Origin of the sequence: Amycolatopsis sp. NPDC004079 (assembly GCF_040610415.1) — a bacterium.
Classification (GTDB): domain Bacteria; phylum Actinomycetota; class Actinomycetes; order Mycobacteriales; family Pseudonocardiaceae; genus Amycolatopsis; species Amycolatopsis halotolerans.
Map to the genome: position 1 here is coordinate 118,297 of NZ_JBEXMH010000015.1, position 24,326 is coordinate 142,622.

The following is a 24,326-nucleotide window of genomic DNA, read 5'->3' on the forward strand; positions in this document are numbered from 1 at the left end:
GCATTTGGTGACACCTACAAAGACGGCCATGCGAGGCACGGCCATGCTCACCCCCCGGATCCGGACCCTCGGCACCGCACTGCGCGAGGCCAGGGTCGACGCCCGTTTCGGACTGCGCGAACTCGCCCGGCGAGTCGGCACCAACCCCGCGCTGGTGTCGAACTGGGAGCTGGGACAACGGGTTCCCGCGCTCGAGGACGTCGCGGGCATCCTCGGCGCGCTCGGCGTCGTGGGTGCGGAGAAACAGCGGATCCTGCAACTGGCGCGCGGCACCGCCGAACCGGGCTGGGTCGCCCGAGGCAAACAGTCCGACCCGGACCACCTCGGCGGGCTGCTCGCCTGCGAACGCGCCGCGACGTCGGTCGTCGAATGGCAGCCGCTGCTCCTGCCGGGGCTGCTGCAGATCCCGGATTACGCGCGGGCGTTGTTCCTCGCCGACGGATTGCCGGTGAAGGACGCGGAACGCCAGGCGGAGATCCGGATGATGCGCAGGCCGCTGGTGGTCGGCCCCGGCGCGATCCCGTGCGAGGTGCTGCTGGGCGAGGCGGCGTTGCGCAATCCGATCGGCGGGCCCGCGACGATGGCCCGGCAGCTGCGTTTTCTCGCCGACCTGATGGCGACGTCGGCGAAGCTGTCGGTCCGCGTCGTGCCCGCCAGCAGCGGCGGGCATTCGGGACTGGCCGGTCGGTTTTGCGTGTACCACGTGGAGGTCGGCGATCCGATCGTCTACTTCGAGCACCAGCACTCGGGGGCCTTCCTCCTCGACGAGGGGAACGACACCTACTGCGAGGTCGCGGACCGGATCCGCGATTTCTCCCTGGACTCCCGCCAATCGGCGGCGTTCGTGCAGCGCACCGCGCAGCAGTTCCGGGAGCTGGCGAAGGGGAAAACCGCGGAGGGGCCTAGGAATACGTTCGGTTAGCCGGGACGTCGGTCGCGATCCGCAGTTCGCTTTGGAGCAGGTTCTTCGCCACCGAGAATCCGTGCCGCACATAGGCCGGTATCGCGCGTTCCGAGGAGTGCACGGTCACCCGCTCCAGCCCGAGTTCCGCGGCCAGTCGCAGGGTCGCCTCGATCAGCAGCCCGCCGACGCCGCTGTCGCGTGCTTCCGGCACGACGTACACGCATTGCACGTCGCCGCAGATCCGCGAAAAGTCGTGCGGCGTCGGCACTCTGGGGGTGAGGGCGAGGAACGCCATCCCGAGCACTTGCTCGTCCCGGACCGCGACGAGGCAGCGATGGGTGTCGGCGTGCGCTTGGGCCCAAGCGGAGAACTCGCGGATGAATTCGGCTCGATCTTGGTGCGGCAGGCCGTCTTGGTCCGCGACCCACCGCCAGCGCAACGCGGCGACGACGGGGAGTTCGTCGGCGCGGGCTGGACGGATCCCGGTGACCGGCACAGGAGTCACTTCCGAATTTCCGGACTTCGTGGATGGCTCTCTTGGCATAGTTGCTTGGAGAACTCGCGCACAGCGGGACGTCTGGGAGCAGCGGACGGAGTCACGATGGAGCCGTGTGCGATGCCTTGGTCGCCAAAGGGCTGGAACGCGAGGTGATCACCTCGAGCCAGGCTGCAGCCAGGAAGCTCCTCTGCGGCGAGCTGGACAGAGCCGTCCTGTGCTGCTGGCGTCGCGAAGGAATGGACCCGGCCAGCCGGGGGAGGGTGCCGGCCGGGTCCGAGGTCTTTAGGCGACCGCCGCGAGTTCCCGGGCTGGGTTGACCGAGCCGACGACCCGGTTGCGGCCGCTGTTCTTCGCCGCATACACCGCGGCGTCGGCCGCGGCCATCACTTCCTCCATGCTTGTCCCGTCCAGCGGGAACGCCGCCACTCCGATCGACGCGGTCCGGTTCTCGATCGAGACCGCCACGCCCTCGTTGGTCTGCGTGGGAATCACCAGCTCGCTGATGCGCTGCCGGATCCGTTCCGCCGTCACGATCGCGTCCTCTTTCGACGTCGACGGCAGCAGCGCGACGAACTCCTCACCACCGAACCGGCCGACGAGGTCGTGCGCTCGGGTCTCCTGTTTCACCACCGCGGCAACGGCTTTGAGCACGTCGTCGCCCGCGAGGTGGCCATAAGTGTCGTTGATCCGTTTGAAGTGGTCGAGGTCGATCATCAGCGCACCGAAGCTGCCGTTCTCGCGCTCGGCCCGGGAAATCTCGCGCTGCGCACCGTCCTGCCAGGTGGTGGCGTTGAGCAGCTGCGTCTTCTGGTCCGTGGTCGCGAGTTCCTCGAGCCGCTTGATCAGCATCGAACGCTGCAGCACGTACAGCGGCAGGATCACCAGCACCGACAGCAGCGGTTCGTGACTCAGCACCATCACGAGCAGACCGCCGACGCACAGGGTCGCCAGCTCGATCAGGTTGTCGTCCATCGTGCCGAGGCAGGACTCGGCGGTCGCCTTCGCCGGGTCGGTCAGGTACAGACCAAGGCCGGTCAGGGCGGTGTTGACCAGGAAATAGCCGAGCGCGCCCGCCACCACGGTGGTGACGCTGTGGCCGTCCGCGAGGTGTCCGGCCAGCGCGGCGCCGAAGCCGGACAGGATCATCGTGGTCGCGTTGGCCGCGACGCGGTGCGCCTCACCAGGGCGCGTGCCGTTCCAGCTGCGGAACGCCAGGTAGACGTAGATGATCACGCCCAGCGCGGCCACCAGCTGCGGCGGCACCAGCAGCGCCGCCGGAAGCAGCCACACCGAGGTCACGGTGATGTGCGGGCCCTGGCTCAACATCCGGCGCTGCCGCTCGATCTGCCGCGTGACCTCGGTCTGCGCGATCGCCAGGCCGGCGAGCATGCCGAGAATCCCGATCTGACCGAGACTGACCGGGAACACCAGCGTGCTCACCACGGTGAGCACCACCGTGACGGCCATGCTCGTCAGCGTGACCGCGACCCACTGCCGCGGCCGGGACCAGAGCGACCACCGGGAAACCGCATCGCGCAGCCCCAGACCAGAAAATTCCCCCAATGTGACCATTCTTCCCCCCGGGTCTTGCGCGGATCTCCAGTGACACTCGCCTTACTCACAGTTTCAGACCGTTTGCCGCCTGTCCACAAGGGCCTTAGGTGTGTACATTTTTCCCGAACACGCCGGATGAAGGGTGACCAGCGATGCGCAGCAAGGAACAGTGACCGCGTAGCAGCACCGCAAGGTCGCGCAGGTCAGAGCCTCACGCGCGGGGCATGTCGGGGTAATCAGGCATGTTCGGCGCGTGTGGCTTCCTTCGCAGACCCCTCTTCGGCCTGCCCGGAAACGGTCCGCTGCCACGCGATCGCGATGGGAATCGTGATGAGCAGCCCGGCCAATCCGAAGATTCCGACTGTCGTCTGCGCGCTCACGTGGTCCGCGATGACCCCGCCGATCAACGGCGTCACGCCCATGGTCGTGGTCAATCCGGTGTTCGACAGCCCCATCGTCTGCGCCCGGCTCTCGTCCGGAACCGCGACCGTCAGCGACGCCGTCGCCTGCAGCAGCGCGATCGTGCCGAAGCCGCCGGAGATCACGAACAGGATCACCGAGACGATCGGACCCGGCTGCAGGAAGCACAGCAGCAGCGGGATCGCGGCGAGCGCGGTCATCGGGCCGATCAGCTTCGGCCGGATCCCGGCGGGCACCCAGCGGGTGTAGATGAACGTGAAGATCACGCTGCCCACCGGGTCCGCGGCCAGCAGGAAGCCGATCATTTCGGACCCGCCGCCCGAGGAAGCGACGTACGGCGCGGCGATGCCCTCGTACACCGGCATCAGGCCGGCGAGCCACGTGAAGACCATCAAGGACCGCAACGCACTGGTCGCGAAGGCGACCTTGCCGCCCGCGCCCAGCGAGGAAAGGAACGGCTTGCGCTTTTCCCCGCTGGCCGCCGCGGGGCGGGACTTCAGTCCGAAGCGGAGGAAGAGCGCTGAGAGCACGAAGGTGCCCGCGTCGAGCACCAGGGCGAGGCGGGCGTCCATCGCGAGCAGCAGCGCGCCACCGCCGGCGAAACCGAGCAGCTGCGCGGACTGCACCGTCATGCTCCGGATGCCCATGCCGACCACGAAACGGTCGCCTTCGAGCACCTGCGGCAGCAAGGCCAGCTGAGACGCCTTGAACGGCGGATTCAGCAGTGAAACACAGCCGACGAGCACGCATAGCGCCCAGAACGGCAGCCCGGGAATGGCAACGCACAGAATCAGCGCCGCACGCGTGGCGTCGACGGTGACCATGACCGCCCGGCGAGGGAAGCGGTCGGCGAATCCGGTGAGGAAGATGCCGCCCAGCAGCGACGGGAAGAACGTGAGCGCGTAGGTGAGGCCGGTCAGCGTCGCGGAACCGGTGTTGGCGTAGACGAGAACGGACAACGCGACGCGGGCAAGCTGGTCACCGGCGATCGACAGCAGTTCGCCGAACCACATCGCGCGGAACTCGGCGACTCCGAACACCTCGCGGAACGTGACCCGGTTTGGTGCTGTCGTCATGCGTGTTCTCCCCGCTGCTGTGCGCGGACTGTGCCGCACTAGTGACCAACGGGTGACCCTAGATCCTCCTGGTCACGGGCCGGTCACACGAAGTGAGTTGCCAAGCTCAGTGTCTCGTGACTGTTGGTGATTCTCTAGGTTCTTTCGCCGGTATCCGACAGGTCACGGTCAGTTCGCCACGTGTCCAGACGATAGCGCTCCGCACTCTCTTCCGGGACCGGTTCGATCTTTGTGGTTTGTGCCACATCCGTTCGGGTCGACCGTCCGCAGAGTGGAACGGCCGCCGCCCGGTCCTCCAGCCGCGTAGCTTCGCCCGGGTGACCGCTCTCCCGACGTTCACGCTCGCCATCGTGGGCGCCGGACCTCGCGGGGTCGGCGTCCTCGAACGGCTGTCCGCGAACGCCGCCGAACTGCTCGGCGACCGGCAAGCCGAAGTCCACCTCATCGACCCGTTCCCGCCCGGCCCCGGCCGCGTGTGGCGGTACGAGCAGTCGCCGCTGCTGCGGATGAACTCGATGCCCGAGGACGTCACCGTCTTCACCGACGACACCGTCCGGATCGACGGCCCGGTACGGCCGGGTCCGTCGCTGATCGAGTGGGTGCGGCAGGTGCGCGCGGGCGCCCTCGCGTATCCGGTGCCGGACGACGTCCGCGCCGAGTTCGATTCGCTTGCCTCCACGGACTTCCCGACCCGGCGGCTGCAGAGCCGGTACCTGGAGTGGTTCTACCGCAAGGTCGTGGCCGAATTGCCGCCCGGGATCACCGTGATCGAGCACCTCGCCACGGCGGAGAGCATCGACGACGACGAGACCGTGCGGCTTTCCGACGGCACGACCGTGACCGCCGATGCCGTGGTGCTGACGGTCGGCCATCTCGACGCGGTCCCCGATTCCCGGGAACGCGAACTGGAGGCGTTCGCCGAGCACCACGGGCTGGCCTACTATCCCGCTGGCTACACCGCGGACGTCGACTATTCCGCGGTGCCCGCCGGGGAACCGGTGCTGGTGCGCGGTTTCGGGCTCGCGTTCGTGGACCTGATGCTGTTGCTGACGGAGGGTCGCGGCGGCCGGTTCGAGGAGCTGACGTGCGGCGGTCTGCGTTACCACCCGAGCGGTGCCGAGCCGGTGCTGCACGTCGGTTCTCGGCGCGGAGTGCCGTATCACGCGAAAACTGGCTACCGGCTGCGCGGGAAACCGTTGCAGCTGCCCAGATTCTTCGACAAGCGCGCCATTGACGGCCTGCCCGGCCCGCTCGACTTCCGCGCGGACGTGTGGCCGCTCATCGCGAAGGAACTCGCCTGGGCGTATTACGTCGAACTGTTCACCGGGCACCCGGACCGAGTGCGCACGGATTTCGCGGTCTTCGCGGACAAATTCGCCGATCTGCCGTGGGGAACGTCCGAAATGGACGCTCTGATCACGGCTGCGGTGCCGGCGCTGGAAGATCGGCTCGACCTGGAGCGACTGGACCGCCCGTTCGCTGGCCGTCGCTTCGATTCCGGCGAAGAATTCGGGAAGGCGGTGCGGAAATATGTCGAGTCCGACCTTGCCCGACGGGCGGACGTGCACCACAGCGCGGACCTCGGCGCGTTCATGGCGCTGCTGTCGGTGATCGGTCAACTGCCCGCGCTGCTCGCGACCGGACGGCTGACCGCCGCATCCCAAGTGTCCGATATGGACGGCTGGTTCCACGGATTTTTCTCTTACTACGCAAGCGGTCCGCCGCCGCGTCGGCTCGACGAGCTGCTCGCGCTGGAGGACGCTGGCGTCGTGTCGTTCCTTGGGGCGGACATCTCGATCGCCGCTGACGAGACAGCCGGTGCGTTCGTCGCGTCGAGCACTAGTCACCCGGATACCGTCGCTGCGCGCACATTGATCGAAGCGCGATTGCCGAATGCCAGCGTCCCTCGAGTGTCCGACCCGCTGCTGCGCAGCCTGCGAGAGACTGGTGCGCTGGCCGAGGAAACCGTGCCGGATGTCGACGGCGCAACGCTGCCTTCTGGCCGGATTGCCACGACGCTCAACGACTTCCGACTGGTCACTGTGGACGGTGCGGCGCATCCTCGGCGGTTCGCGGTGGGCCCGCACACGAGCGTCCGATCGGCGGGCGCTTTCACTCGGCCACGCACGAATGCGATTTCGTTCCGGCAGAACGACGCACTGGCAAGGGAAATCCTGAGGCTGGCTAACCCTTGACCGTCGGCGCGATCTGCTGCGCCCACTCCCACGGCGCGGCGGTGTCGCCGGGCAGCGAGTTGAAGTACTCCCAGCCGTCGATGCCGCCGAAGTCGGAGTACTTCTGGACGAGGCTGCCGACGGTGTTCTTCAGCGTGGGCATGTCGACGTAACCGTTGCAGTTTGCCGGATTCGTGACCGTTCCCGCGACCACCTTGCTCGCCGGTACGACGCCGCGGCCGATGATCTGGTCGTAGCCCGAGGTGTCCGCCAGCGAGCCCCAGCCGCAGTAGAACTGGGTGTTGAACCAGGAAATCTGGTCGCCGCGCTCGCGGTAGAGCCGGTCGTAGTCGAGACCGGAAAGGCCGCCACCGCCGCTGAGTTCGGTCGCGACCGGCGCGAGAGTGATCAGGAAGTCCGGGCCGAAGTCGCCCCGCAGCGCGTCGATCACGCGGTTCAGCGCGTCGTTCGACATCTGCTCCTCGACGTCGAGGTCGATGCCGGACAGCGAATGGTCGCGGATCAGGTTGCGCAGCAACGGATAGTAAGTGTCGAAGTCCTGTTCCAGGCGTTGGAAGCTGCCCTTCGCCGCACCGCCGACGAACGCGAGTGTGTGCACGCCTTTGCTTTGCATCGTGGCGAGATCGGCCCACATCTGCGTGAACTTGCCGGCTGAGGGCGGATCGTCGTTGAGCGTCATCGTTCCGCCGTCGTTGAGGTGCACGGCTCCGACGATCACGTCGGTGACGCCGGCGTCGTGGTCGGTGAGCCCCAACGGGGAGATGTACGACCCGTTTTGGTGCGTGGTTTGGTAGTAGACAACGACTCTGCGTCCGGTCGCCGCCGTCGCCGGGACCGCTCCGCAGAGCACCAGGAACACCGCCAGCACCGCCGCCGTGATCTTCCTCATGGTTCGGACCATAGGACGGCGGCGGCGCCCGCGGTAGGGCTGATCGGGTCAGCAGCGTCCCAGCATGTCCGTCAGCGCAGACTTCTCCGCCGAATTCACGGTGAGCTTGAACTTGGCCTTGACCGTCACCCACATTTTGGCGTAGGTGCACCAGTATCCGGTGGACGGCGGTTTCCACTGGTCCGGCGACTTGTCGCCCTTTTCCTGGTTGACGTTGTCGGTCACCGCGATCAGCTGCGGGTCGGTCAGGTCGTTGGCGTAGGCCTGACGCTGCGCGGTGGTCCACGACGACGCGCCGGTGCGCCACGCGTCGGCGAGCGGCACCACGTGGTCGATGTCCACATCGGACGGAGAGCTCCAGGTCGCCCCGTCGTACGGCGAGGTCCAGGTGCCCGAGGTGGGGGCGCAGTCGGAGCCGACCTTGACGTTGGTGCCGTCGCGCTTGAGCACCAGCTCGCGCGTGTTGCAGCTGTTGCCCTGGTCGATCCAGTGCGGGAACTTGTCTCGGCTGTAGCCGGTCTGCGAGCCGTCCGGCTTCACCGTGAGACCGGCGAGCTGGCTCTTCGCGGTGTCCGCCGACGGGATGCCGGGCGGGGTGGCGCCGGCGACGCCCACCGTGACCGAGCCGAGCAGTGCGACGCCGGCCAGGACGGTAAAGGAGTTGCGAACTGTACGTGTGGTCGGCATATTGCTGCCTTCCTGGTCAGATGCGGGACTGATTCACCTTTGACCACGAAAGTGGCGTGCGCAACACCGTCAGGTGACAGGAAACCGACCTTCAGTAAACGGTAAGTCACCGAGAGTCCAAGTCGGCTTGACCTCGTCCGGCGCCGACGGGTCAGCCGCGGACTGCGCGAAGATCGGCGGTGTGCCGGTACCAGGTCCGCCGGGTGATCTCGCGCTCCTGCGGGACACCGTCGATGACCAGCGAAGACGTCGGAACGCAGCCGAGCTGGAAGGCGCGCCCGCGATAAGTCGCGGACCGTTTGAGGAGCTTGCCGCGGGTGATTCGGGCAGTGACTCCGGACTCGTCCGGTGCGACCTCGATGCCGGAAACCACTCCGTCGAAAGCCACCTGTTCGTCGCAATACGCCTGGCCCTTGACATCGCGCAGGGTCGCGTGCCCGAGGAGCACGCCGCCGGTGTCGTCGCGCACGAGCGAGGTCTCGGCGTCCTCGCCCTTCCAAGCGAGCGCGAACGCCTCGTCCGGGTCCGAAGGCAGCCGCCAGTGCGCGGCGACGCGAGAGCCGGTCTCAGTGGCCACGAAACCGACTGACACGCCCGGGAGGAGTTCGCGGCGCATGAGACGCACCACCACGGCGGCGAGGTCGGCGTCGGAGCCCAGCACGACGAGCCGGTCGTGTTCCCCCAGCAAGGGGTCGATTTCCGCCTTGCCGGGACGGGGCCCGGCGTGCACCAGCGGGACGTCGCCGAGCCGCGCGGGCAGATCCGCCGCGGCCCCGCAGGCCACCACTATTCCGCGCACTCCGGCGTCCTCCGTTAAAGTCATGCACCGGCATTTACCAGCGCCACCCGTGCCCCCGTCCGGGAGCACTATTCCTATTGCCGAACACCTGGAGTGTCACATGCCGGCCATCGTGCTGATCGGTGCCCAGTGGGGGGACGAGGGCAAGGGCAAGGCCACCGACCTGCTCGGCGACCGCGTCCAGTGGGTCGTCCGCTACCAGGGCGGCAACAACGCGGGCCACACGGTCGTCTTGCCGAACGGCGAGAACTTCGCGCTGCACCTCATCCCGTCGGGGATCCTGACGCCGGGCGTGACGAACGTCATCGGCAACGGCGTGGTCATCGACCCGGGCGTGCTGCTGGACGAACTGGCCGGTCTCGAGGAGCGCGACGTCGACACCAGCAAGCTGCTGATCTCGGCCGACGCGCACTTGATCATGCCGTACCACGTGGCGATCGACAAAGTCACCGAGCGCTATCTCGGCAGCCGCAAGATCGGCACCACCGGTCGCGGCATCGGCCCGTGCTACCAGGACAAGATCGCCCGCGTCGGCGTCCGCGTGCAGGACCTGCTCGACGAGAAGATCTTCCGCCAGAAGGTCGAGGCGGCACTGGAGTTCAAGAACCAGGTGCTGGTCAAGGTTTACAATCGCAAGGCGCTCGACGCCGACCAGGTCGCCGACGAGGTGCTCGCGGCGGGCGAGAAGTTCGCGCACCGCATCGCCGACACCCGGCTGCAGCTGAACGAGGCGCTGGAGCGCGGCGAGACGGTGCTGCTCGAGGGTTCGCAGGGCACGCTGCTCGACGTGGACCACGGCACGTACCCGTTCGTCACGTCGTCGAACCCGACCTCCGGCGGCGCGAGCGCGGGCTCGGGCATCGGCCCCGGCCGCATCACGACCGTGCTGGGCATCCTGAAGGCCTACACGACCCGCGTCGGCTCCGGCCCGTTCCCGACCGAGCTCGACGACGAGTCCGGCGAGTACCTGCGCAAGCAGGGCGGCGAGTTCGGCGTCACCACCGGCCGCTCGCGGCGCACCGGCTGGTTCGACGCGGTGATCGCCCGCTACGCGGTGCGGGTCAACGGAATCACCGACTACTTCCTGACCAAGCTGGACGTGCTCTCCGGCCTGGAGAAGGTCCCGGTGTGCGTCGGCTACGAGGTGGACGGCTTCCGGACCTCGGACATGCCGATGACCCAGACCGACGTGCACCACGCGGTCCCGATCTACGAGGAGCTCCCGGGCTGGTTCGAGGACATCTCGAACTGCCGCACGTACGACGAGCTGCCTGCCAACGCGCGGGCTTACGTCGAGCGGATCGAGGAGCTGTCGGGCGCGCGGGTTTCGGCGATCGGCGTCGGTCCCGGCCGGGAGCAGACGATCGTGCGGCACGAGTTCGCCTGAGTTTGTTGCGTCTGTCGGCCGCTGTTCGATGAGAGCGGCATGACAGACGGTGCTGCCGGGCGCTCTGGCTCGGCGCGGAAACTGCCGGAGCTGCGGTGGTGGTGGGTTGCCGCTGCCGCCGCAGCGACCGCGGTTCTGATCGCAGCGGCTACTTGGCTGTTGGTGAGCCAGGTAGCGACCGCCCCGACGTCGGACACGGCCCGGGCTGAGCTGGACGCCATCCGCACGGCACTGAGCCTCGCGGTCGGCACCGGCGGCGCGTTCGCGCTGTGGTTGGCGGCGCGGCGGCAGCGGTCGACGGAAATACAGATCAGAGAAACGATCGCCGCCACTGCCGAGGACCAGCGGCACCAGGAGAAGGTCCAGCTCGCAACCGAGTTCGACCTGACCGAGCGGCGGATCACCGAGTTGTACGGCAAGGCTGTCGAACAGATCGGTTCGGACAAGGCACCCGTCCGGCTCGGCGGGTTGTATGCGCTGGAACGGCTGGCGAATGCGAATCCGACGCTTCGGCAGGCGGTGGTCAACGTCGTCTGCGCGTATCTGCGGATGCCGTTTCCGGAACCTTCTTGGGAGTACGAAAGCTCACGAGCAGCCGGCCTGGAAAGCGGCATGCCGGAGGCCGAGCGGCAGGAACGCGAGGAGCTTCAGGTACGGCTCGCCGCGCAGGAAATGCTGGCGGATCACCTCCGGGAGGCGGACGGCTCCCCGGAGAAATGGGGCGCCCTCGATCTGGATCTGAGCCGCGCGGTCTTGATCGACTTCCGGCTTGAGCGGTGCTCCGTCGGCAAAGCCCGGTTCCGCGGAACCCAGTTCTTGGTGGTGGCCAGGTTCGACCGGACCGTCTTTCGCGGAGAGACGTGGTTCTACGAGTCCGACTTTGCCGGGCTGGCGAGCTTCTCTGGGGCGAAGTTTCTCGACCGGGCGGTATTCACGGGCACGCGGTTCGGCTGGAATCTTTTCGCGGCTGATGTTCGGTTCCTTGACGGAGCCTGGTTTTATAATTCTGTCTTTTGCGGCAAGTGCAATTTTCGTGACGGGGAGTTCGATCGATTCATCGTATTCGATGCGCATCCGAAGATCGGCGAGCCGAGCGGCGGGTCTGTCGGCGATTCGTTGTCGTGGGAAGATTTTCCCGGTACCCGCTTCAACTTCCAGGGTGCGAAGATCGGGCAGCTGGCCGAAGAGCCGACGCTGCCCGACCGCTGGAGTGTTTCCGCTGACGGGACTCTGGTCTATCGCCGCGAACTGGATCCGTCGTGATCGGCGTTCTCAGCGAACCGTTGTGGTGACTGGGGTTTGGTTGCGGAACAGGTCGAGCACCGGGCAGTGTTCGTCCACCGCGCGGCGGAGTTGTTCGTAGACCTCGGGCGCGGCCGGGCCGTCGAGCTCCACGGAGACTCGCACGTCGCTGAAGCCGGGCCGGGTCGATTCGTCGAAGCCGAAGAAACCGTGCAGGTCGAGGTCTCCGTCCACCTTCACCCGCACTGCGTTCAGCGGAATGCCGAGGCGGGCCGCCCAGAACTGGTACGTGATCACCTGGCAGGAGCCGAGCGAGGCCAGCGCGTACTCGACCGGGTTCGCCGCCTGGTCGGTGCCGCCGAGGGCGGGCGGTTCGTCGACGGTGAACGCGTGGTCGCGCACCCGGACGTCCACCACCGTCGCGGTGTTCGCGGCCAGCGCGTGGTCGACGCTGAACGACACCGCCGCGTTGTGCCGGTCCGTCCGCACGGCTTGGCGGGTGCCGTCGATGACGTCGGTCAGAGACATCGGTCCTCCTGGGGTCGTCGGGCGTCCAGGGTGCGGGTCAGCCGGGCGGCCGGGCAGGGGCTCTCGTCGGCTGGGAATCCGGCTGACACAAAGCCGCACGCTGGTTCCGGATGGTGAGAAACCGGTGGTGTGCCTGAATAGCTTGAAGAGATGAGCGTCGGACTGACCTTGCCCGCCCTTCCGCGGGAACAGATCACGGTGACCGAATTGCTGAACCAGGCACGCGAGGCCGAGGAGGCCGGCGCGGCGTCGATCTGGTTCGCCCAGCTGCCCGAGGGCTATGACGCGCTGGTGGCGGCCGCGCTGGCCGGGCAGGTGACCTCTCGGGTGGAGATCGGCACGTCCGTCGTGCCGATCTACCCGCGGCATCCGCTGGTGCTGGCCTCGGCCGCGCGCACGGCGAGCCAGGCGTCCGGCGGGCGGTTCACTCTCGGCATTGGCCTGGGGGCGAAGAACTTTCTCGAACCCGTCTACGGCACGCCGTATCCGCCGCCGGTGCGGCACCTGCGGGAGTACCTGACTGTCCTGCGTGCGTTGTTCGCCGGGGAACAAGTCGACTTCACCGGCTCGACCGTGGAAGTGCATCTGTCCGAGCCCGCACCGGCGACTGCGATTTCGGTGATCGTCGCCGCGATGGGTCCGCAAGCGTTGCGGGTCACCGGCGAACTGGCGGACGGCACGCTGCCGTATCTGGCCAGCCCGAGGGCGCTCTCGAACCTGATCGTGCCCGGGATCGGTCCTGGTAAGCGAGTGATCGCCGCCGTTCCGGCCGTGGTGACCAGCGACGTCGACACGGTGCGCGAGATCGCGGCGCGGGAACTCGGCTTCTACGGCTCGATCCCGTCGTATCAGCGCATTCTGGAGGCAGGCGGCGTCGAAAACGCGGCGGAGTTGGTGCTGATCGGCGACGAGGAGACGGTCGCCGCCGGCGTGCAGCGCTACTTTGACGCCGGCGCGACCGACGTGCTGCTCACCCAGACCGCCCTGCACACCGACGAGGACCGGCGGCGCACCTGGCGGCTGACGGGCGAGCTCAACTCATCCGGTTCGTAAGGGTTGTCGTCACTGACATTTCCTCCAGATCGAGTTCGCGCAGCACCTTCTGCAGGACGTCGTCGTCAAGGCGCCCGGCGCGGTTCTCCTCGATCATCGCCGCACGCTGGGTGATGAGGAGTTCCCGCCGTGCCTTGGCGAACTGCGCCTGCGGACTGTCGCGGCGCTCCTCGCCGGACAGGGTGATCGCGGCCTGCGCGAACCGGTAACGGGTGTCCACCACGCGTTCCAGCCGTTGCTCGAGCCGCTTCATCTTCTCTGGTTCAATGTCCAATGTGGACAGCTGGTCGCGGGCGAGTTCGCGCAGCCGTTCGTGCGCGGCCTTTTGCGCGACCTTGCGCGCGGCCAGCTCCTCGGCCTGGTCACGGGCGTCCTCGTCCGGGTCCTGGACTTTGAGCAGCCGGATCAACGGCGGCAGCGTGAGCCCTTGGATCAGCACGGTCCCGACCGCGACGGCGAACGCGAACAGCTGGATCTCCGCGCGACCAGGCGTATCCGCGGGAACACCCGACGCGGCGGCGATGGTGACGACGCCGCGCATGCCGGTCCACGAGATCACCGCCAGCGAACGCCAGGCAGGCGGATCGTGCTTGGTGCGTCTGAGAAGTTGCAGCGACCGAGGCAGATAGCTGGACAGGAACACGGCGGGAATCCGCACGAACATCGTCGCGAGCAGCACGACGACCGCGGACAGCGCGAGCGTCCCGTTGTCCCGCGCCGCATGCTGCGCCCCGTCGAGCACGAACGGCAGCTGCAACGCCATCAACGCGAACACCAGCGCCTCGAGCAGGACGTCGATCGACGCCCAGACGGACCGGTCCTGCACCCGCGTCGCCGGGGACGCCCGCAACGACCGGTGCCCGAGGAACAGCCCCGCCGTGACGACCGCCAGCACCCCGGACCCGCTGAACTCCGCCCCGAACGGATGCAGATGCTCCGCGGTGACGTACGCCGCGAACGGCACCACGATCCCGAACGCCGATTCCAGCAGCGGATCGTCCAGCCTCGTGCGGATCAGCTCGACGACCCCGCCCGCGACCAGCCCGACCAGAATGCCGACCACCGTCGCGACGGCGAAGACCGCGAACCCGTGCCCGAGCGACCCCGCCGTCCCGACCACCGCGGCGAGCGCGACCTTGTACAAGGTGAGCGCGGCCGCGTCGTTGACCAGGCTCTCGCCGGTGAGCACCGTCATCACACCCCGCGGCAGCCCCAGCCGCCGCCCGATCGCGACAGCCGTCACGGCATCCGGCGGCGACACGACCGCCCCGAGCACCAGTGCCGACGCCCACGGGAGGTCGGGCAGCAGCAGATGCACGACGAAGGCGATCACGAACGCGGTGGCCACCACGAGCAGCACGCCGAGCGTGATGATCGGCCGCAGATTCGCACGAAAGTGGGAGATCGAACTCTCCAGCGACGTCGAGTACAGCAGCGGCGGCAGCACGACGGTCAGGATCAGCTCGGGCTCCAGCTCGACCCGCGGAACGCCGGGAATCAGCGCGATCCCCAGCGCGACCACCACGATGAGCAGCGGCGCGGAAAGGTTGAACCGCCGGGCGACCGCGGTCAGCCCGAGCGACCCGGCGAGCACGCCGACCAGCGTCAAGGTCTCCATGCTTCGCATCTTGACTCATGGGTCAGGCGAGGCGCGGATGGTGTGGGTTCGTGTCGGACTCCCTTCGGGGTGAGGTGCACGGGCCGGGTCGAGGGTGGGCAGGGGTTCGTGGGTGGGCGGTCCGTGCTTCAGCGTGATGCGGACGCGGTGGAGTTGGCGGTGGTCGGCGCGACGGCGGACATCGGAGTGGATTTGGTGGACGGTGCGGTCGGTGCGGCCACAGGGGGGTGGTTGGTGGGCCGTGTGGACGGTGCTGGCACGGGGTGCTTGGTGGACGGTGCGGACATGGGGGTGGTTGGTGAGCCGCGCGGGCGATGCGGGCACGGGGTGATTAGTGGACGGCGCGGATCTGAGGGCAGTCGTGGACGGCGCGGGCGTGGGGTGGTTGGTGGACGGGTGGATATGAGGGCGGTCGGGGGACGGCGCGGGCGTGGGGTGGTTGGGGGTGATGGGCGGGGCCGCCCGCCGGTGCTGCGGGAGTCGTCGGCGCGCGGCGGTTCGGCGAATGGGTTTGGTCAGGCCCCGCTCGCAGGCCCGAGTCCGATGCTCGTCGGCGGAGCAACGCCGGGCAGGGCGATACCAGGTGGAGCGACGCTGGGTAGGGCGATGCCGAGCGGAGTAACGCAGGGTGGAGCGACGCCAGGTGGAGCGACGCTGGGTAGGGCGATGCCAGGTAGGCAACACCGGGCGGAGCAACAGCGAGTAGGGCGACGCCGGGTGGGGAACGGCCAGCCGTCTCCAGAATCCGCCGGACTAACCGAGTTCCTTCAGTTCCTTCTCCACCGCGGCCAATTCCTCCGCCGAACCCTGCACCTTCGGGCCGGTGAACCACTTCCTCGCCGACAAAACCCACCACAGGGCGGCACCGCCCAGGACGACCAGGAAGGCGATGGGGGTGTAGTTGAACGTGTCGACCGTGATGGGGCTTGCCTGGGGAAGCATGAAGAGCACGAAGATCACCACGACCCACCCCGTCGCGACGATGCCGATCGGTTTGCCCCAGCGGCCCAGATTCCACGGGCCCTTCTCGAAGCTGTCGCCACGGCGGACGCGGAGGAAGACCGGGATCACGTACGCGACGTACAGGCCCACTGTCGCGATCGAAGTGACTGCTGCGTAAGCAGTCGCGCTCCACAGGTACGGCAGCGCGAGCACCAGCGCGCCGCCGGCCGCCAGCCACACTGCGTTGGTCGGGGTTTGGGTTCGTTTGTTGATGTTGTGCCAGATCTTCGATCCCGGGATCGCGCCGTCGCGGGCGAAGGCGTAGATCATGCGGGAGTTCGCGGTCACTGAGGCCATGCCGCAGAACAGCTGTGCGCCGATGCAGATCAGGAGCAGGAGTTTGCCGGTCACCGCACCGGTCGCGTCGATGAAGATCTGCGCGGGCGGGACGCCGGTGGCCGAGTTGACGGCTCCGTCGTAGTCCTGGATCGCGAACGTCAGGCCGATCAACAGGATCCAGCCCGCGACCAGTGACACCAGGATCGAATTGATGATTCCGCGCGGACCCGCTTTCGCGGCGTTCTTGGTTTCCTCCGTCATGTGCGCCGAGGCGTCGTAGCCGGTGAGGGTGTACTGCGCCAGCAGCAATCCCAGCAGGAACACGTACGGCGCGGAACCCCAGCCGGTCTGGTTCACGAAGCTGCCGAACACGAACGACGCTTCCTGATGCTTCGCCGGCACGAACACGAGCACGCCCACGATCACCAGCACGCCCACCAGATGCCACCACACGCTGACGCTGTTCAGCACCGCCACCACGCGCACGCCGAAGGTGTTCAGCACTCCGTGCACCACGAGAATGATGGCCAGCAACAGAATCGTGTGCCCCGGGGTCGCGCTGAAGCCCCATTGCAGATCGAGGAACGCGTTGAGGAACAGGGCAGCACCGAAGTCGATGCCAGCCGTCACCGCGATCTGCCCGATCAGGTTGAACCAGCCGGTGAACCACGACCACGCGGGACCGTTGCGGGTCGCCAGTTTCGCCGCCCAGTAGTAGAGCCCGCCCGCCGTCGGGTAGCTCGAACACACCTCCGCCATGCCCAGCCCGACCAGCACCACGAACAGTCCGACCAGCGGCCAGCCCCAGATCATCGCCGCCGGGCCGCCGGTTTTCATGCCGAAGCCGTACAGCGTGAGGCAGCCGGACAGGATCGAGATGATCGTGAACGACACGGCGAAGTTCGAGAACGCCGACATCGTGCGTTTGAGTTCCTGCGCGTAGCCGAGCGCGTGCAGGCGCGCGCTGTCTTCGTCGGGTTGGCCGGTCTGCTGGTCGGAGACATCCATCGGGCACCCACCTGAAAGGTATGCGGACAGACCATTGAGAGTGCGCAGAAGTTAGCCCTCCCCGTTCTCGGGTGTCAAGGTTTCGCAGGTGGCTGGGCGGAAGCTCCTCCGAACGGCGCAGGGCGGTCCGGGTCTCGGTGATCGACATGAGTCCAGTATCTCGAACAATTGTTCGAGAGCGCATCACTCGAACCGGTCGTCTCCTGACCGGCCGCACGAGACGGCCCGGTCAGTGGCAGGCCTGGATGGCCGGGACGCGGATCGCCTGCCGGGCGGTGCCGACGCTGGAGGTCAGGCTCAGCGCGCACGCGATGAGCACGATGCAGAGGCAGGCCGTGATCGCTGCCAGAAACGTGATGATCGCGATGGATACCGCCGCTTCGATGATCGGCTTGCCAACCTGCAAAGTAGCTGGCGGGGCCGAAACTGCGGCGGAGGCTGTGCTCGGTAGTGATGGGCGGGGTCGCCCGCCGACGCTGCGGAAGGTGCCTCGGGCCAGGATGTCGAGAACCTCGCGGCGTCTCCGTCCCCGAGGCGAGAAACCGCCCTCCGCACTGAAAGGACCGTCGCCATGGCTGTCGCCGAGGACCTCGACCGCGCAACCGATTCGAAGTGGGACTGGGTCGCCGAGCAGACTCGGTCATACCTGGCCACGAACGGCGCGGAAGGCCACGAATCCAATGGCCTCTACACGCTCCTGCTCGTCACGACCGGACGCAAGACCGGCATTCCCCGGCGCACCTGCCTGATCTACGGCACCTCCGGCGACGAGTTCGTCGTCGTCGCTTCCAAAGCCGGTGCCGACGAAGACCCGGAGTGGTTCAAGAACCTCGAAGCGGAACCGAGCGTCGGCGTGCAGGTCGGCGATCGCCGGTTCACCGCCCGCGCTCGCGTCGCGGCACCGGACGAGCGCGAAACTCTCTGGCCCCAGATGGCGCGCATGTTCCCGCTGTACGACGAGTACGCGCAGAAAACCGACCGCGTGATCCCGATCGTTGTGCTCACGCCGCGAAACTAAAGGCCCGCCGGCGACGCGAACGTCACCGGCGGGCCGGGAAGAAACAAAAACTCAGCGACCGGTGAAGTCCCGCACCGATTCCAGCGCGGTGTCCGGCTGGTCGGCGAAGAATCCGTCGACCCCGGCCTTCAGGAACGCCGCTTCCTCCGCGAACACGTTGCCGAACGCGCTCGGGCTGGCCGAGGAGCGCAGGTTCGCCGGCAGGAACGGGTTTTCGTTGCGGAAGGTGTAGGGCTGCACCTCGAGCCCGGCGCGGTGCGCGTCGGCGATCAGCGTGGTCGGCTTGCCGAGGTTGTCCTGCGCGTCGCGCGGGATGATCTGGCCCTTCTCCGGGCCGAGGTACTTCGCGTATTTCGCGATCTCGCGCAGGCCGGCGGGCGTGACCAGGTCGGCGTACGTGCGCTTGTCGCCCTTGGCGACGAAGTCCGCCGGAGCGCCCTTCGCCTCGGTCAGCTGCAGCAGCGGGACGCGCACCTGCTTGTGCAGCTCCTGCAGGTTCGTCACCTCGAACGACTGGATGATCACCGGCGCGTTCGGCCGGTTCAGGCCGTTGCGGTTGAGGATCGAGACCAGCTTCGGTTCGGTCGGGTTGCCGATCGAGGAGAAGTACGTCGAGTGCTTGACCTCCGGGTAGGTGCCCAGCGTCCGGTGCAGCTCGTGGCCGAGCCGCCGGGTCAGGTCGAGCACCTCCTGGTACGTCGCGATCCGGTAGCGGCCGTCGTAGAGCTGGTTGTTCGGCCGGTTCTGCGGGATCCGCTCCTTCGCGTAGAGCGTCTTCAGCTCGGCGAGGGTGAAGTCCTCGGTGAACCAGCCGGTCATCTTGGTTCCGTCGATGACCTTCGTGGTCTTGCGCGAGGCGAACTCCGGGTGGGCCGCGACGTCGGTGGTGCCGCCGATCTCCGGCTCGTGCCGGGCGACGAGCTGGCCGTCCTTGGTCGGCACCAGGTCGACGTCGACGTAGTCCACGCCCATCCGCCAGGCGAGTTCGTACGACGCGAGCGTGTGCTCCGGGCGGTAGCCGGGCGCGCCCCGGTGTCCGACGATCACCGGGCCATCGTGCCGGGCGCCGCTCGCGGCCGCACCCGCGGCCGTGTCCTCGCTCGCGGCGGCCGGGCCGATCGCGAGGCCGGCGACGCCGAGCAGGGCCAGGCCGGACAGGGCGAGCACGCCGAGGCGTTTGCGCTTCATGGGGGGACCTTTCTCTACCGGGCGATCCGCAGCTCGCCACGACTACCGCGTCACCCTCACCGCCGCAAGCGTCGGGCGCGCGGCACCAGCCGGACGGGCGGTTGACAACCGGGTAAACGGTGGATGGCGGCCGAATCCGGACACCGTTCTCCCAGGACCGGACCAGTCGCGCACCTGGTCCGGACCGGGGTCGCGGACGGCGCGCTGCCGGGGCGCGACACCCACCGTTACGCTGTCCGGCGTGCGCGTACTGGTAATCGGCTCCGGCGCTCGGGAGCATGCACTCGTCCTCGCGGTGGCAGGCGACCCCGCGGTCACGGCGCTTGCTTGCGCCCCCGGCAACGCCGGCACGACGGCGGTCGCTGAGCAGCTCGGGGTCGAGCTCGCCGAGCCGGAGGCCGTCGCGGCCCTGGCCAAGGAGTGGAAGGCCGACCTCGTCGTGATCGGGCCGGAGGTGCCGCTCGTCGCGGGCGTCGCCGACGCGGTGCGCGAAGCCGGCATCGCCTGCTTCGGACCGTCTGCCGCGGCCGCGCGCATCGAGGGGTCGAAGGCGTTCGCGAAGGACGTCATGGCGGCCGCGAAGGTGCCGACGGCGCGCAGCGAGGTCGTCGACACTCCCGCGCGTCTCGACGCCGCGCTTCAGCGCTTCGGGCCCACCTGGGTCGTGAAGGACGACGGTCTCGCCGCGGGCAAGGGCGTCGTCGTCACCCAGGACGTCGAGGTCGCGCGCAAGCACGCGCTGATGCTGCTCGACGGCGGTCACCCAGTCCTCCTGGAGTCCTTTTTGGACGGACCGGAGGCCTCGCTGTTCTGCTTCGTCGACGGCCGCACTGTGGTGCCGATGCTGCCCGCGCAGGACTTCAAGCGCGTCGGCGACGGCGACACCGGCCCGAACACCGGCGGCATGGGCGCGTACGCACCGCTGCCGTGGGCCCCTGAGGACCTGGTGGACGACGTCGTCGCGCGGGTCGTGCAGCCGGTGGTCGACGAGCTCGCCGACCGGGGCAGCCCGTTCTCCGGCCTGCTCTACGCCGGTCTCGCGCTCACCTCGGAAGGCCCGCAGGTGATCGAGTTCAACTGCCGCTTCGGCGACCCCGAGACGCAGGTTGTGCTCGCGCTGCTGCGTACGTCGCTCGCGACCATCCTGAACGCGACTGCCACCGGGAAGCTGGCTGAGCTGCCGCCGCTGGAGTGGTCGGGCGGGGCCGCGGTCACCGTCGTGATCGCTGCGGACGGGTACCCGGGCAAGCCGCGTACTGGGGACGTCATCACCGGCGGAGAGATCGAAGGCGTGCTTCACGCGGGTACGCGGCGTCGCGACGACGGTGCGGTGATCTCGGCCGGCGGACGCGTGCTGTCGGTTGTCGGCACTGGTAAGTCGCTTAAGGCGGCGCGTAAGCACGCGTACGAGACTGTCGAGCGCGTACACCTCGCTGGCTCGCACCATCGCACCGATATCGCACTGCGCGCGGCCAACGGGGAAGTAAGCGCTCCCGCCTGAGCAGCTTCTCCACGAAGTTCGCCTCGGGTTCACGCGGCGGTTGGTAGCCTCGAAACGGGTCCGTACGGTCACCGTCCGTATCACGGGAGGGGTTAGCGCATGCCGGGAAGCACACCGCTCACCGACCTGGCTTCGTCGGTACCGGCAGCGCCGGGCGTGGCGGACATCGTGGTCGAGCCGGCGAAGCTGCTTGAGGTCGCGCGGGTGGTCGACGAGCAGGTCAGCGCGCTCGAAGACAAGCTCCTCACGCGGCTGGGCGAGCTGCGCGTCGACACTCCTTCGTCGGACACGGTGAGCGTGAACGCGGTGGCTGCGTGGAACACCGTTGTCGCGGAAGGTGATCAGTCGTACGCCGCGCAGGTGCGCGCGTACGTCGCCAATCTGCACAAGCTCGTCGGACAGCTGCGCGAAGCAGCGAAGACGTACGAAGCCAGCGACGCGGACAAGGCCGCGGCTTTCGGGGACCGCGGTGCGCACGGCATCCACTAAGCCGATCCTCGCGGTTGTCGCGGTACTCGGCGTCGCGGGCTGCTCGTCGGGCGAGCAAGGCACCGCGTACCCCGTAGAGCCCGCGATGAGTTCCCTGGCGCAGCAGACGAAGGCGGCCGCATTGCCGCAGCGGCCGTCGGATCTGCCGATCGCCGGGACCGATCCGTGCGACCTGCTCGGCCAGGCACAGCTCGACCTGCTGAAGGTCACCAGCGTGCCGCGCAAGGCCGCGGAAGCGAAGGACGGGCCCACCTGCGTGTTCGATTCGGACAAGACCGAGCCGTTCCACGCGTTGCACCTGCGGATCGTCGGCGCGGATGTGCAGGAATGGCTCACCGGCTCGCGGCGCAAGAACAGCATGACCACCGCGGCCACCAGCGTCGAGGGTTATCCGGCGATCACGAACTACCGCGCGGCGGGGACGCCCTCCGACTGCGAGGTGCTCGTCGGTGTCGCGCAGGGACAAACCATGGCGGCACAGGAGTTCGCGGTCACCGCGGGCGCGTTCAGCCAGCCGCAGTTGTGCGAAATCGCCACCCAGGCCGCCGGCCTGGCCGTGCAGGGCCTGAAGAACCGGACCTAGGGAGGGCGCGTGGAGATCTCCGAACTCGCGGGCAGGATCCGCGACCACCGTTTCGACGGGTGGACCGACACCGCCATCGCCGACGAGATCGAGAAGTTCGGCACCGGCGACGGAATCGCCAGCATCGCCACCGCGGTCGAGGCGCTGCGGGAGGTCGCGACCGCGCTCGCGGGCACCGACCGCACGCTGCGCGACCAGCTGGCGAAGCTCGGCGTCGAATGGCAGAGCCAGGCGGGCGGACAGGCCGGGCAGGTGCTGTCGGATCAGGCGGGCTTCTCCCACGACGCGATGCAGAAGGTCACGCACACCGCGGAAATGCTTTTCGCGCAAGGGGAAGCGTTCAACCGCACCAAGTACAAGCTGCCCGATCCGGCCGCGGTGCGCAAAGGTGCGGAGAGCCTCACGCTCGTCGATTCGGTGGCGAGCTTCCTCGGCTTCGAGACCGATCACGCGGCGCAGGTGCAGGCCGCGGACAACGCGCGCGGCCAAGCGGTCGAGGCGTTGAACTCTTATGCCCAGCAGAGCGGGGAAAACCTGCTGTCGACCGAACCGTTGAGTCAGCCGCAATCGCTCGCGATGGTCCAGCCCGGCAGCGGACCGAGTCCGGTCGACCGTGCGGCCGCCGCGGTCGAGGTGACGCCGGATGGCCAGGTGCGGCCCGCAGCGGCGTCGGTGAAGTCGCAGTACGTTCCCCCGCCGCCGCCTCCGGCCGCTCCGGTGGTGGATCCGCCGACGCCTGCGTACGGCACGGCTTCGCAGGCACCGGCTGCTCGGCCAGCTGCGCCGGTGGTCGCGGCCAGCTACGTGCCGCCGTCCGCTCCGCCGCCGTCGGGTTGGGAGAAAGCACCGGCGCCTCGGGGCAGCGAGCCGGGGTTGCCTGGCGCGCCTCGGTCGGGCGGCTCCGCCAACGTGCCGGGAACACCCAGTGTGCCAAGCACTTCCGGCGGGTCGCGGGTTCCCGGCGCGGTGCGTCCCGGGGAGTCCGGCACGTTCCTGCCGACCGGTCCGCGCGGGACGAGCAGCGGATCCGACAGCGGGTCCAGTGGCCCGGCTAACCGCGGAACTGTCGGCAGTTCCGAAAGCTTCGGTGGCACAACCGGTCGCGGCGGCCCGGGAGGAAACCCCGGCGGCGGCGCGGGTGGCAGCTACCCCGGAGGCGGGCACGAAAACCAGGCGCTGCAACGAGGTCGCCTGGTCGGCAGCGTCCAGCAGCCGCCGCTTGCTCCTGTCGCCGAAACCCCCGGCAACGCTCCGGCCCCGCGCGGCGGAGGAGCGTCGGCTGGCGAAATCGGGGCAGGTGCCGCGGCTTTGGGCGCGGGAGTGGCCGGTGGTGCGCTTTCCGGGGACCGCGAACGGCAAGGCCGCGCACAAGACGGTCAGCAGAAGGGCTTGGTCCGGCCGTTGCCGGTGGACGAGCTTCCCGAGGAAGAAGCCGTCGCACTGCGGAAAGCCGAGCAGATCGCGCCGAAATCAGGCGGCGGTGACGCCAAATACCTCTCCGAAGCCGCTCCGCAGGAAACCGACGACGAGCACGTGCGCCGCTTCGGCGTCGACGACAAGGACCTGTTCGCCGACGGCCGGATGGTGGCGCGCGACGTCCTCGGCGACGGCACGGGAGACGTGCGCCGGCCGTGAACCTGGTACTGACCGCCCTCGAATTCGACGTGCTGTGGGAATCGCTGGACCTGGGCGGCCGCCCGGCCGCGCTCGCGGTTCCGTCGCCCGGGAGCACGCACACCGAACGGGCCGGACTGATCGAGTCCGTCTGGGATTCGCTGGCGCAGCGCAGGCTCGCGCGCGGCCGTCGTCCATCCGGGACAGTGCTGGATCAGCTGCATTTGCTGGCGCGTCCTCGAGAGGCCCTGGACGTCTGGGTGTGGGCGGACCGCGAGATCCGCGGCCGCGCGGTGAGCCGGGGCAGCCAGGCCGTGCTCGCGGTGGTCGACCGGGACGAGGTGTGGCTGATCGACACCGAACCGGACACCCTCGCCGACGCCGCGGTGCGGGTCGCCGGGGACTTCGACGCCGGGGTCGGCCAGTCGATCTCGGTACCGCACAGCACGCTCGTCGCCGCCGATGTAGCTGCCGCAGGTGACCCGAAAGCGCTGGTCACGGCGTTGGAGGACCGGGGCGTGGCGTTGTGGGAGGCGCAGGAACTGGCGGGCATGCTGATGGGACAGGCGGCCCGCGGCCAGTTCTGTGCGGAGCGGGTGCTGCGGGACGGGACGGTGCGCCGGTCGCCGCATGTGGCGGCGTTCTACGACACTGATTCCGGGCGGTATCTGTTCCAGCTCACGGACGATTCGGACGGGCATACGTGGGCGACGGTTAGTCCGGCGGACAACGCGGTGTTGGTGGAGCGGGTGCGGGAGTTGCAGGCCGCGATTTGACGCCTTCGGGCTGACCG

Annotated in this window: 22 protein-coding genes; 11 read left to right on the top strand and 11 right to left on the bottom strand. The window is 68.4% G+C overall.

The features are described from left to right. Positions 1-28 precede the first annotated feature (28 nt). Positions 29-922: a Scr1 family TA system antitoxin-like transcriptional regulator gene (locus ABZX37_RS18255; RefSeq protein WP_354740825.1), complete on the top strand. Its 894-nt coding sequence runs from the start codon at positions 29-31 to the stop codon at positions 920-922. On the opposite strand, the gene ABZX37_RS18260 is transcribed toward ABZX37_RS18255, so the two are convergent. The 3 genes from ABZX37_RS18260 to ABZX37_RS18270 all read right to left on the bottom strand — a co-directional run bounded on the left by ABZX37_RS18260 (position 903) and on the right by ABZX37_RS18270 (position 4,453). Beyond that, the gene (locus ABZX37_RS18260) at positions 903-1,409 is read right to left on the bottom strand and encodes a GNAT family N-acetyltransferase (protein WP_354740827.1); all 507 of its coding nucleotides are present in this window, start codon (positions 1,407-1,409) and stop codon (positions 903-905) included. The two genes, ABZX37_RS18255 and ABZX37_RS18260, sit on opposite strands and share 20 nt — an antisense overlap. A gap of 276 nt (positions 1,410-1,685) precedes the next feature. Next, the gene (locus ABZX37_RS18265; protein WP_354740904.1) at positions 1,686-2,858 is read right to left on the bottom strand and encodes a GGDEF domain-containing protein; all 1,173 of its coding nucleotides are present in this window, start codon (positions 2,856-2,858) and stop codon (positions 1,686-1,688) included. Between the two features lie 335 nt (positions 2,859-3,193). Continuing rightward, a complete protein-coding gene (locus tag ABZX37_RS18270; protein WP_354740829.1) occupies positions 3,194-4,453 on the bottom strand; it encodes an MFS transporter in 1,260 nt (419 codons plus the stop codon). Positions 4,454-4,770: 317 nt separating this feature from the next. Between ABZX37_RS18270 and ABZX37_RS18275 the strand changes: the two genes are divergently transcribed. Further along, positions 4,771-6,648, top strand: a complete 1,878-nt coding sequence (locus tag ABZX37_RS18275) for an FAD/NAD(P)-binding protein (protein ID WP_354740831.1) — start codon at positions 4,771-4,773, stop codon at positions 6,646-6,648. On the opposite strand, the gene ABZX37_RS18280 is transcribed toward ABZX37_RS18275, so the two are convergent. The 3 genes from ABZX37_RS18280 to ABZX37_RS18290 all read right to left on the bottom strand — a co-directional run bounded on the left by ABZX37_RS18280 (position 6,638) and on the right by ABZX37_RS18290 (position 9,047). Further along, positions 6,638-7,537 (bottom strand): glycosyl hydrolase family 18 protein, encoded by a 900-nt coding sequence (locus tag ABZX37_RS18280; protein WP_354740832.1) that lies wholly within the window; start codon positions 7,535-7,537, stop codon positions 6,638-6,640. The two genes, ABZX37_RS18275 and ABZX37_RS18280, sit on opposite strands and share 11 nt — an antisense overlap. Positions 7,538-7,585: 48 nt before the next feature. Further along, positions 7,586-8,224: an HNH endonuclease family protein gene (locus ABZX37_RS18285; protein ID WP_354740834.1), complete on the bottom strand. Its 639-nt coding sequence runs from the start codon at positions 8,222-8,224 to the stop codon at positions 7,586-7,588. A 151-nt stretch (positions 8,225-8,375) separates the two neighbouring features. Then, the gene (locus ABZX37_RS18290) at positions 8,376-9,047 is read right to left on the bottom strand and encodes a hypothetical protein (RefSeq protein WP_354740836.1); all 672 of its coding nucleotides are present in this window, start codon (positions 9,045-9,047) and stop codon (positions 8,376-8,378) included. A gap of 76 nt (positions 9,048-9,123) precedes the next feature. Here ABZX37_RS18290 and ABZX37_RS18295 point away from each other — a divergent pair, with 76 nt between their 5' ends. Next, positions 9,124-10,410, top strand: coding sequence for an adenylosuccinate synthase (locus ABZX37_RS18295; protein ID WP_354740838.1), 1,287 nt, complete (start codon positions 9,124-9,126; stop codon positions 10,408-10,410). A 273-nt stretch (positions 10,411-10,683) separates the two neighbouring features. Then, positions 10,684-11,673 carry a pentapeptide repeat-containing protein gene (locus ABZX37_RS18300; RefSeq protein ID WP_354740840.1) on the top strand — a complete coding sequence of 330 codons (990 nt, stop codon included), beginning with the start codon at positions 10,684-10,686 and terminating at the stop codon, positions 11,671-11,673. Positions 11,674-11,682: 9 nt separating this feature from the next. Here ABZX37_RS18300 and ABZX37_RS18305 read toward each other — a convergent pair whose 3' ends face one another. Next, the gene (locus tag ABZX37_RS18305; protein ID WP_354740842.1) at positions 11,683-12,180 is read right to left on the bottom strand and encodes an OsmC family protein; all 498 of its coding nucleotides are present in this window, start codon (positions 12,178-12,180) and stop codon (positions 11,683-11,685) included. 150 nt (positions 12,181-12,330) lie between these two features. On the opposite strand from ABZX37_RS18305, the gene ABZX37_RS18310 reads away from it, so the two are divergent. Then, a complete protein-coding gene (locus ABZX37_RS18310; protein WP_354740845.1) occupies positions 12,331-13,233 on the top strand; it encodes a TIGR03564 family F420-dependent LLM class oxidoreductase in 903 nt (300 codons plus the stop codon). Here ABZX37_RS18310 and ABZX37_RS18315 read toward each other — a convergent pair. From ABZX37_RS18315 to ABZX37_RS18325, 3 genes are all read right to left on the bottom strand, one after another. Further along, positions 13,214-14,851, bottom strand: a complete 1,638-nt coding sequence (locus ABZX37_RS18315; protein WP_354740847.1) for a Na+/H+ antiporter — start codon at positions 14,849-14,851, stop codon at positions 13,214-13,216. The two genes, ABZX37_RS18310 and ABZX37_RS18315, sit on opposite strands and share 20 nt — an antisense overlap. A gap of 753 nt (positions 14,852-15,604) precedes the next feature. Then, positions 15,605-17,140: an amino acid permease gene (locus ABZX37_RS18320; RefSeq protein ID WP_354740849.1), complete on the bottom strand. Its 1,536-nt coding sequence runs from the start codon at positions 17,138-17,140 to the stop codon at positions 15,605-15,607. Between the two features lie 229 nt (positions 17,141-17,369). After that, positions 17,370-17,546 (bottom strand): hypothetical protein, encoded by a 177-nt coding sequence (locus ABZX37_RS18325; RefSeq protein WP_354740850.1) that lies wholly within the window; start codon positions 17,544-17,546, stop codon positions 17,370-17,372. Positions 17,547-17,711: 165 nt separating this feature from the next. On the opposite strand from ABZX37_RS18325, the gene ABZX37_RS18330 reads away from it, so the two are divergent. Next, the gene (locus tag ABZX37_RS18330; RefSeq protein ID WP_354740852.1) at positions 17,712-18,158 is read left to right on the top strand and encodes a nitroreductase family deazaflavin-dependent oxidoreductase; all 447 of its coding nucleotides are present in this window, start codon (positions 17,712-17,714) and stop codon (positions 18,156-18,158) included. Between the two features lie 51 nt (positions 18,159-18,209). On the opposite strand, the gene ABZX37_RS18335 is transcribed toward ABZX37_RS18330, so the two are convergent. After that, the gene (locus ABZX37_RS18335; RefSeq protein ID WP_354740854.1) at positions 18,210-19,346 is read right to left on the bottom strand and encodes a glycerophosphodiester phosphodiesterase; all 1,137 of its coding nucleotides are present in this window, start codon (positions 19,344-19,346) and stop codon (positions 18,210-18,212) included. Positions 19,347-19,587: 241 nt separating this feature from the next. Here ABZX37_RS18335 and purD point away from each other — a divergent pair, with 241 nt between their 5' ends. From purD to ABZX37_RS18360, 5 genes are all read left to right on the top strand, one after another. Continuing rightward, positions 19,588-20,847 carry a phosphoribosylamine--glycine ligase gene (purD, locus tag ABZX37_RS18340; RefSeq protein WP_354740856.1) on the top strand — a complete coding sequence of 420 codons (1,260 nt, stop codon included), beginning with the start codon at positions 19,588-19,590 and terminating at the stop codon, positions 20,845-20,847. 99 nt (positions 20,848-20,946) lie between these two features. Then, a complete protein-coding gene (locus ABZX37_RS18345) occupies positions 20,947-21,336 on the top strand; it encodes a PE domain-containing protein (RefSeq protein WP_354740858.1) in 390 nt (129 codons plus the stop codon). Further along, entirely contained in the window at positions 21,317-21,919 is a 603-nt protein-coding gene (locus ABZX37_RS18350; protein ID WP_354740860.1) for a DUF3558 domain-containing protein, read from the top strand. Before ABZX37_RS18345 ends, ABZX37_RS18350 begins: the two co-directional genes overlap by 20 nt. Before the next feature lie 9 nt (positions 21,920-21,928). Continuing rightward, complete coding sequence (locus ABZX37_RS18355) at positions 21,929-23,554, top strand: hypothetical protein (RefSeq protein ID WP_354740862.1); 1,626 nt, start codon at positions 21,929-21,931, stop codon at positions 23,552-23,554. After that, on the top strand, positions 23,551-24,309 hold the full coding sequence (locus ABZX37_RS18360) for an ESX secretion-associated protein EspG (RefSeq protein ID WP_354740864.1): 759 nt from the start codon (positions 23,551-23,553) through the stop codon (positions 24,307-24,309). The genes ABZX37_RS18355 and ABZX37_RS18360 overlap by 4 nt, the downstream gene beginning before the upstream one ends. The last annotated feature ends 17 nt before the right edge of the window (positions 24,310-24,326 follow it).

Coding starts and splice junctions, on each gene's coding strand:
- ABZX37_RS18255 (WP_354740825.1), top strand. CDS start 29: ATGCGAGGCACGGCCATGCTCACCCCCCGGATCCGGACCCTCGGCACC.
- ABZX37_RS18270 (WP_354740829.1), bottom strand. CDS start 4,453: ATGACGACAGCACCAAACCGGGTCACGTTCCGCGAGGTGTTCGGAGTC.
- ABZX37_RS18280 (WP_354740832.1), bottom strand. CDS start 7,537: ATGAGGAAGATCACGGCGGCGGTGCTGGCGGTGTTCCTGGTGCTCTGC.
- ABZX37_RS18285 (WP_354740834.1), bottom strand. CDS start 8,224: ATGCCGACCACACGTACAGTTCGCAACTCCTTTACCGTCCTGGCCGGC.
- ABZX37_RS18290 (WP_354740836.1), bottom strand. CDS start 9,047: ATGACTTTAACGGAGGACGCCGGAGTGCGCGGAATAGTGGTGGCCTGC.
- ABZX37_RS18295 (WP_354740838.1), top strand. CDS start 9,124: ATGCCGGCCATCGTGCTGATCGGTGCCCAGTGGGGGGACGAGGGCAAG.
- ABZX37_RS18305 (WP_354740842.1), bottom strand. CDS start 12,180: ATGTCTCTGACCGACGTCATCGACGGCACCCGCCAAGCCGTGCGGACG.
- ABZX37_RS18310 (WP_354740845.1), top strand. CDS start 12,331: ATGAGCGTCGGACTGACCTTGCCCGCCCTTCCGCGGGAACAGATCACG.
- ABZX37_RS18315 (WP_354740847.1), bottom strand. CDS start 14,851: ATGGAGACCTTGACGCTGGTCGGCGTGCTCGCCGGGTCGCTCGGGCTG.
- ABZX37_RS18320 (WP_354740849.1), bottom strand. CDS start 17,140: ATGGATGTCTCCGACCAGCAGACCGGCCAACCCGACGAAGACAGCGCG.
- ABZX37_RS18330 (WP_354740852.1), top strand. CDS start 17,712: ATGGCTGTCGCCGAGGACCTCGACCGCGCAACCGATTCGAAGTGGGAC.
- ABZX37_RS18335 (WP_354740854.1), bottom strand. CDS start 19,346: ATGAAGCGCAAACGCCTCGGCGTGCTCGCCCTGTCCGGCCTGGCCCTG.
- ABZX37_RS18345 (WP_354740858.1), top strand. CDS start 20,947: ATGCCGGGAAGCACACCGCTCACCGACCTGGCTTCGTCGGTACCGGCA.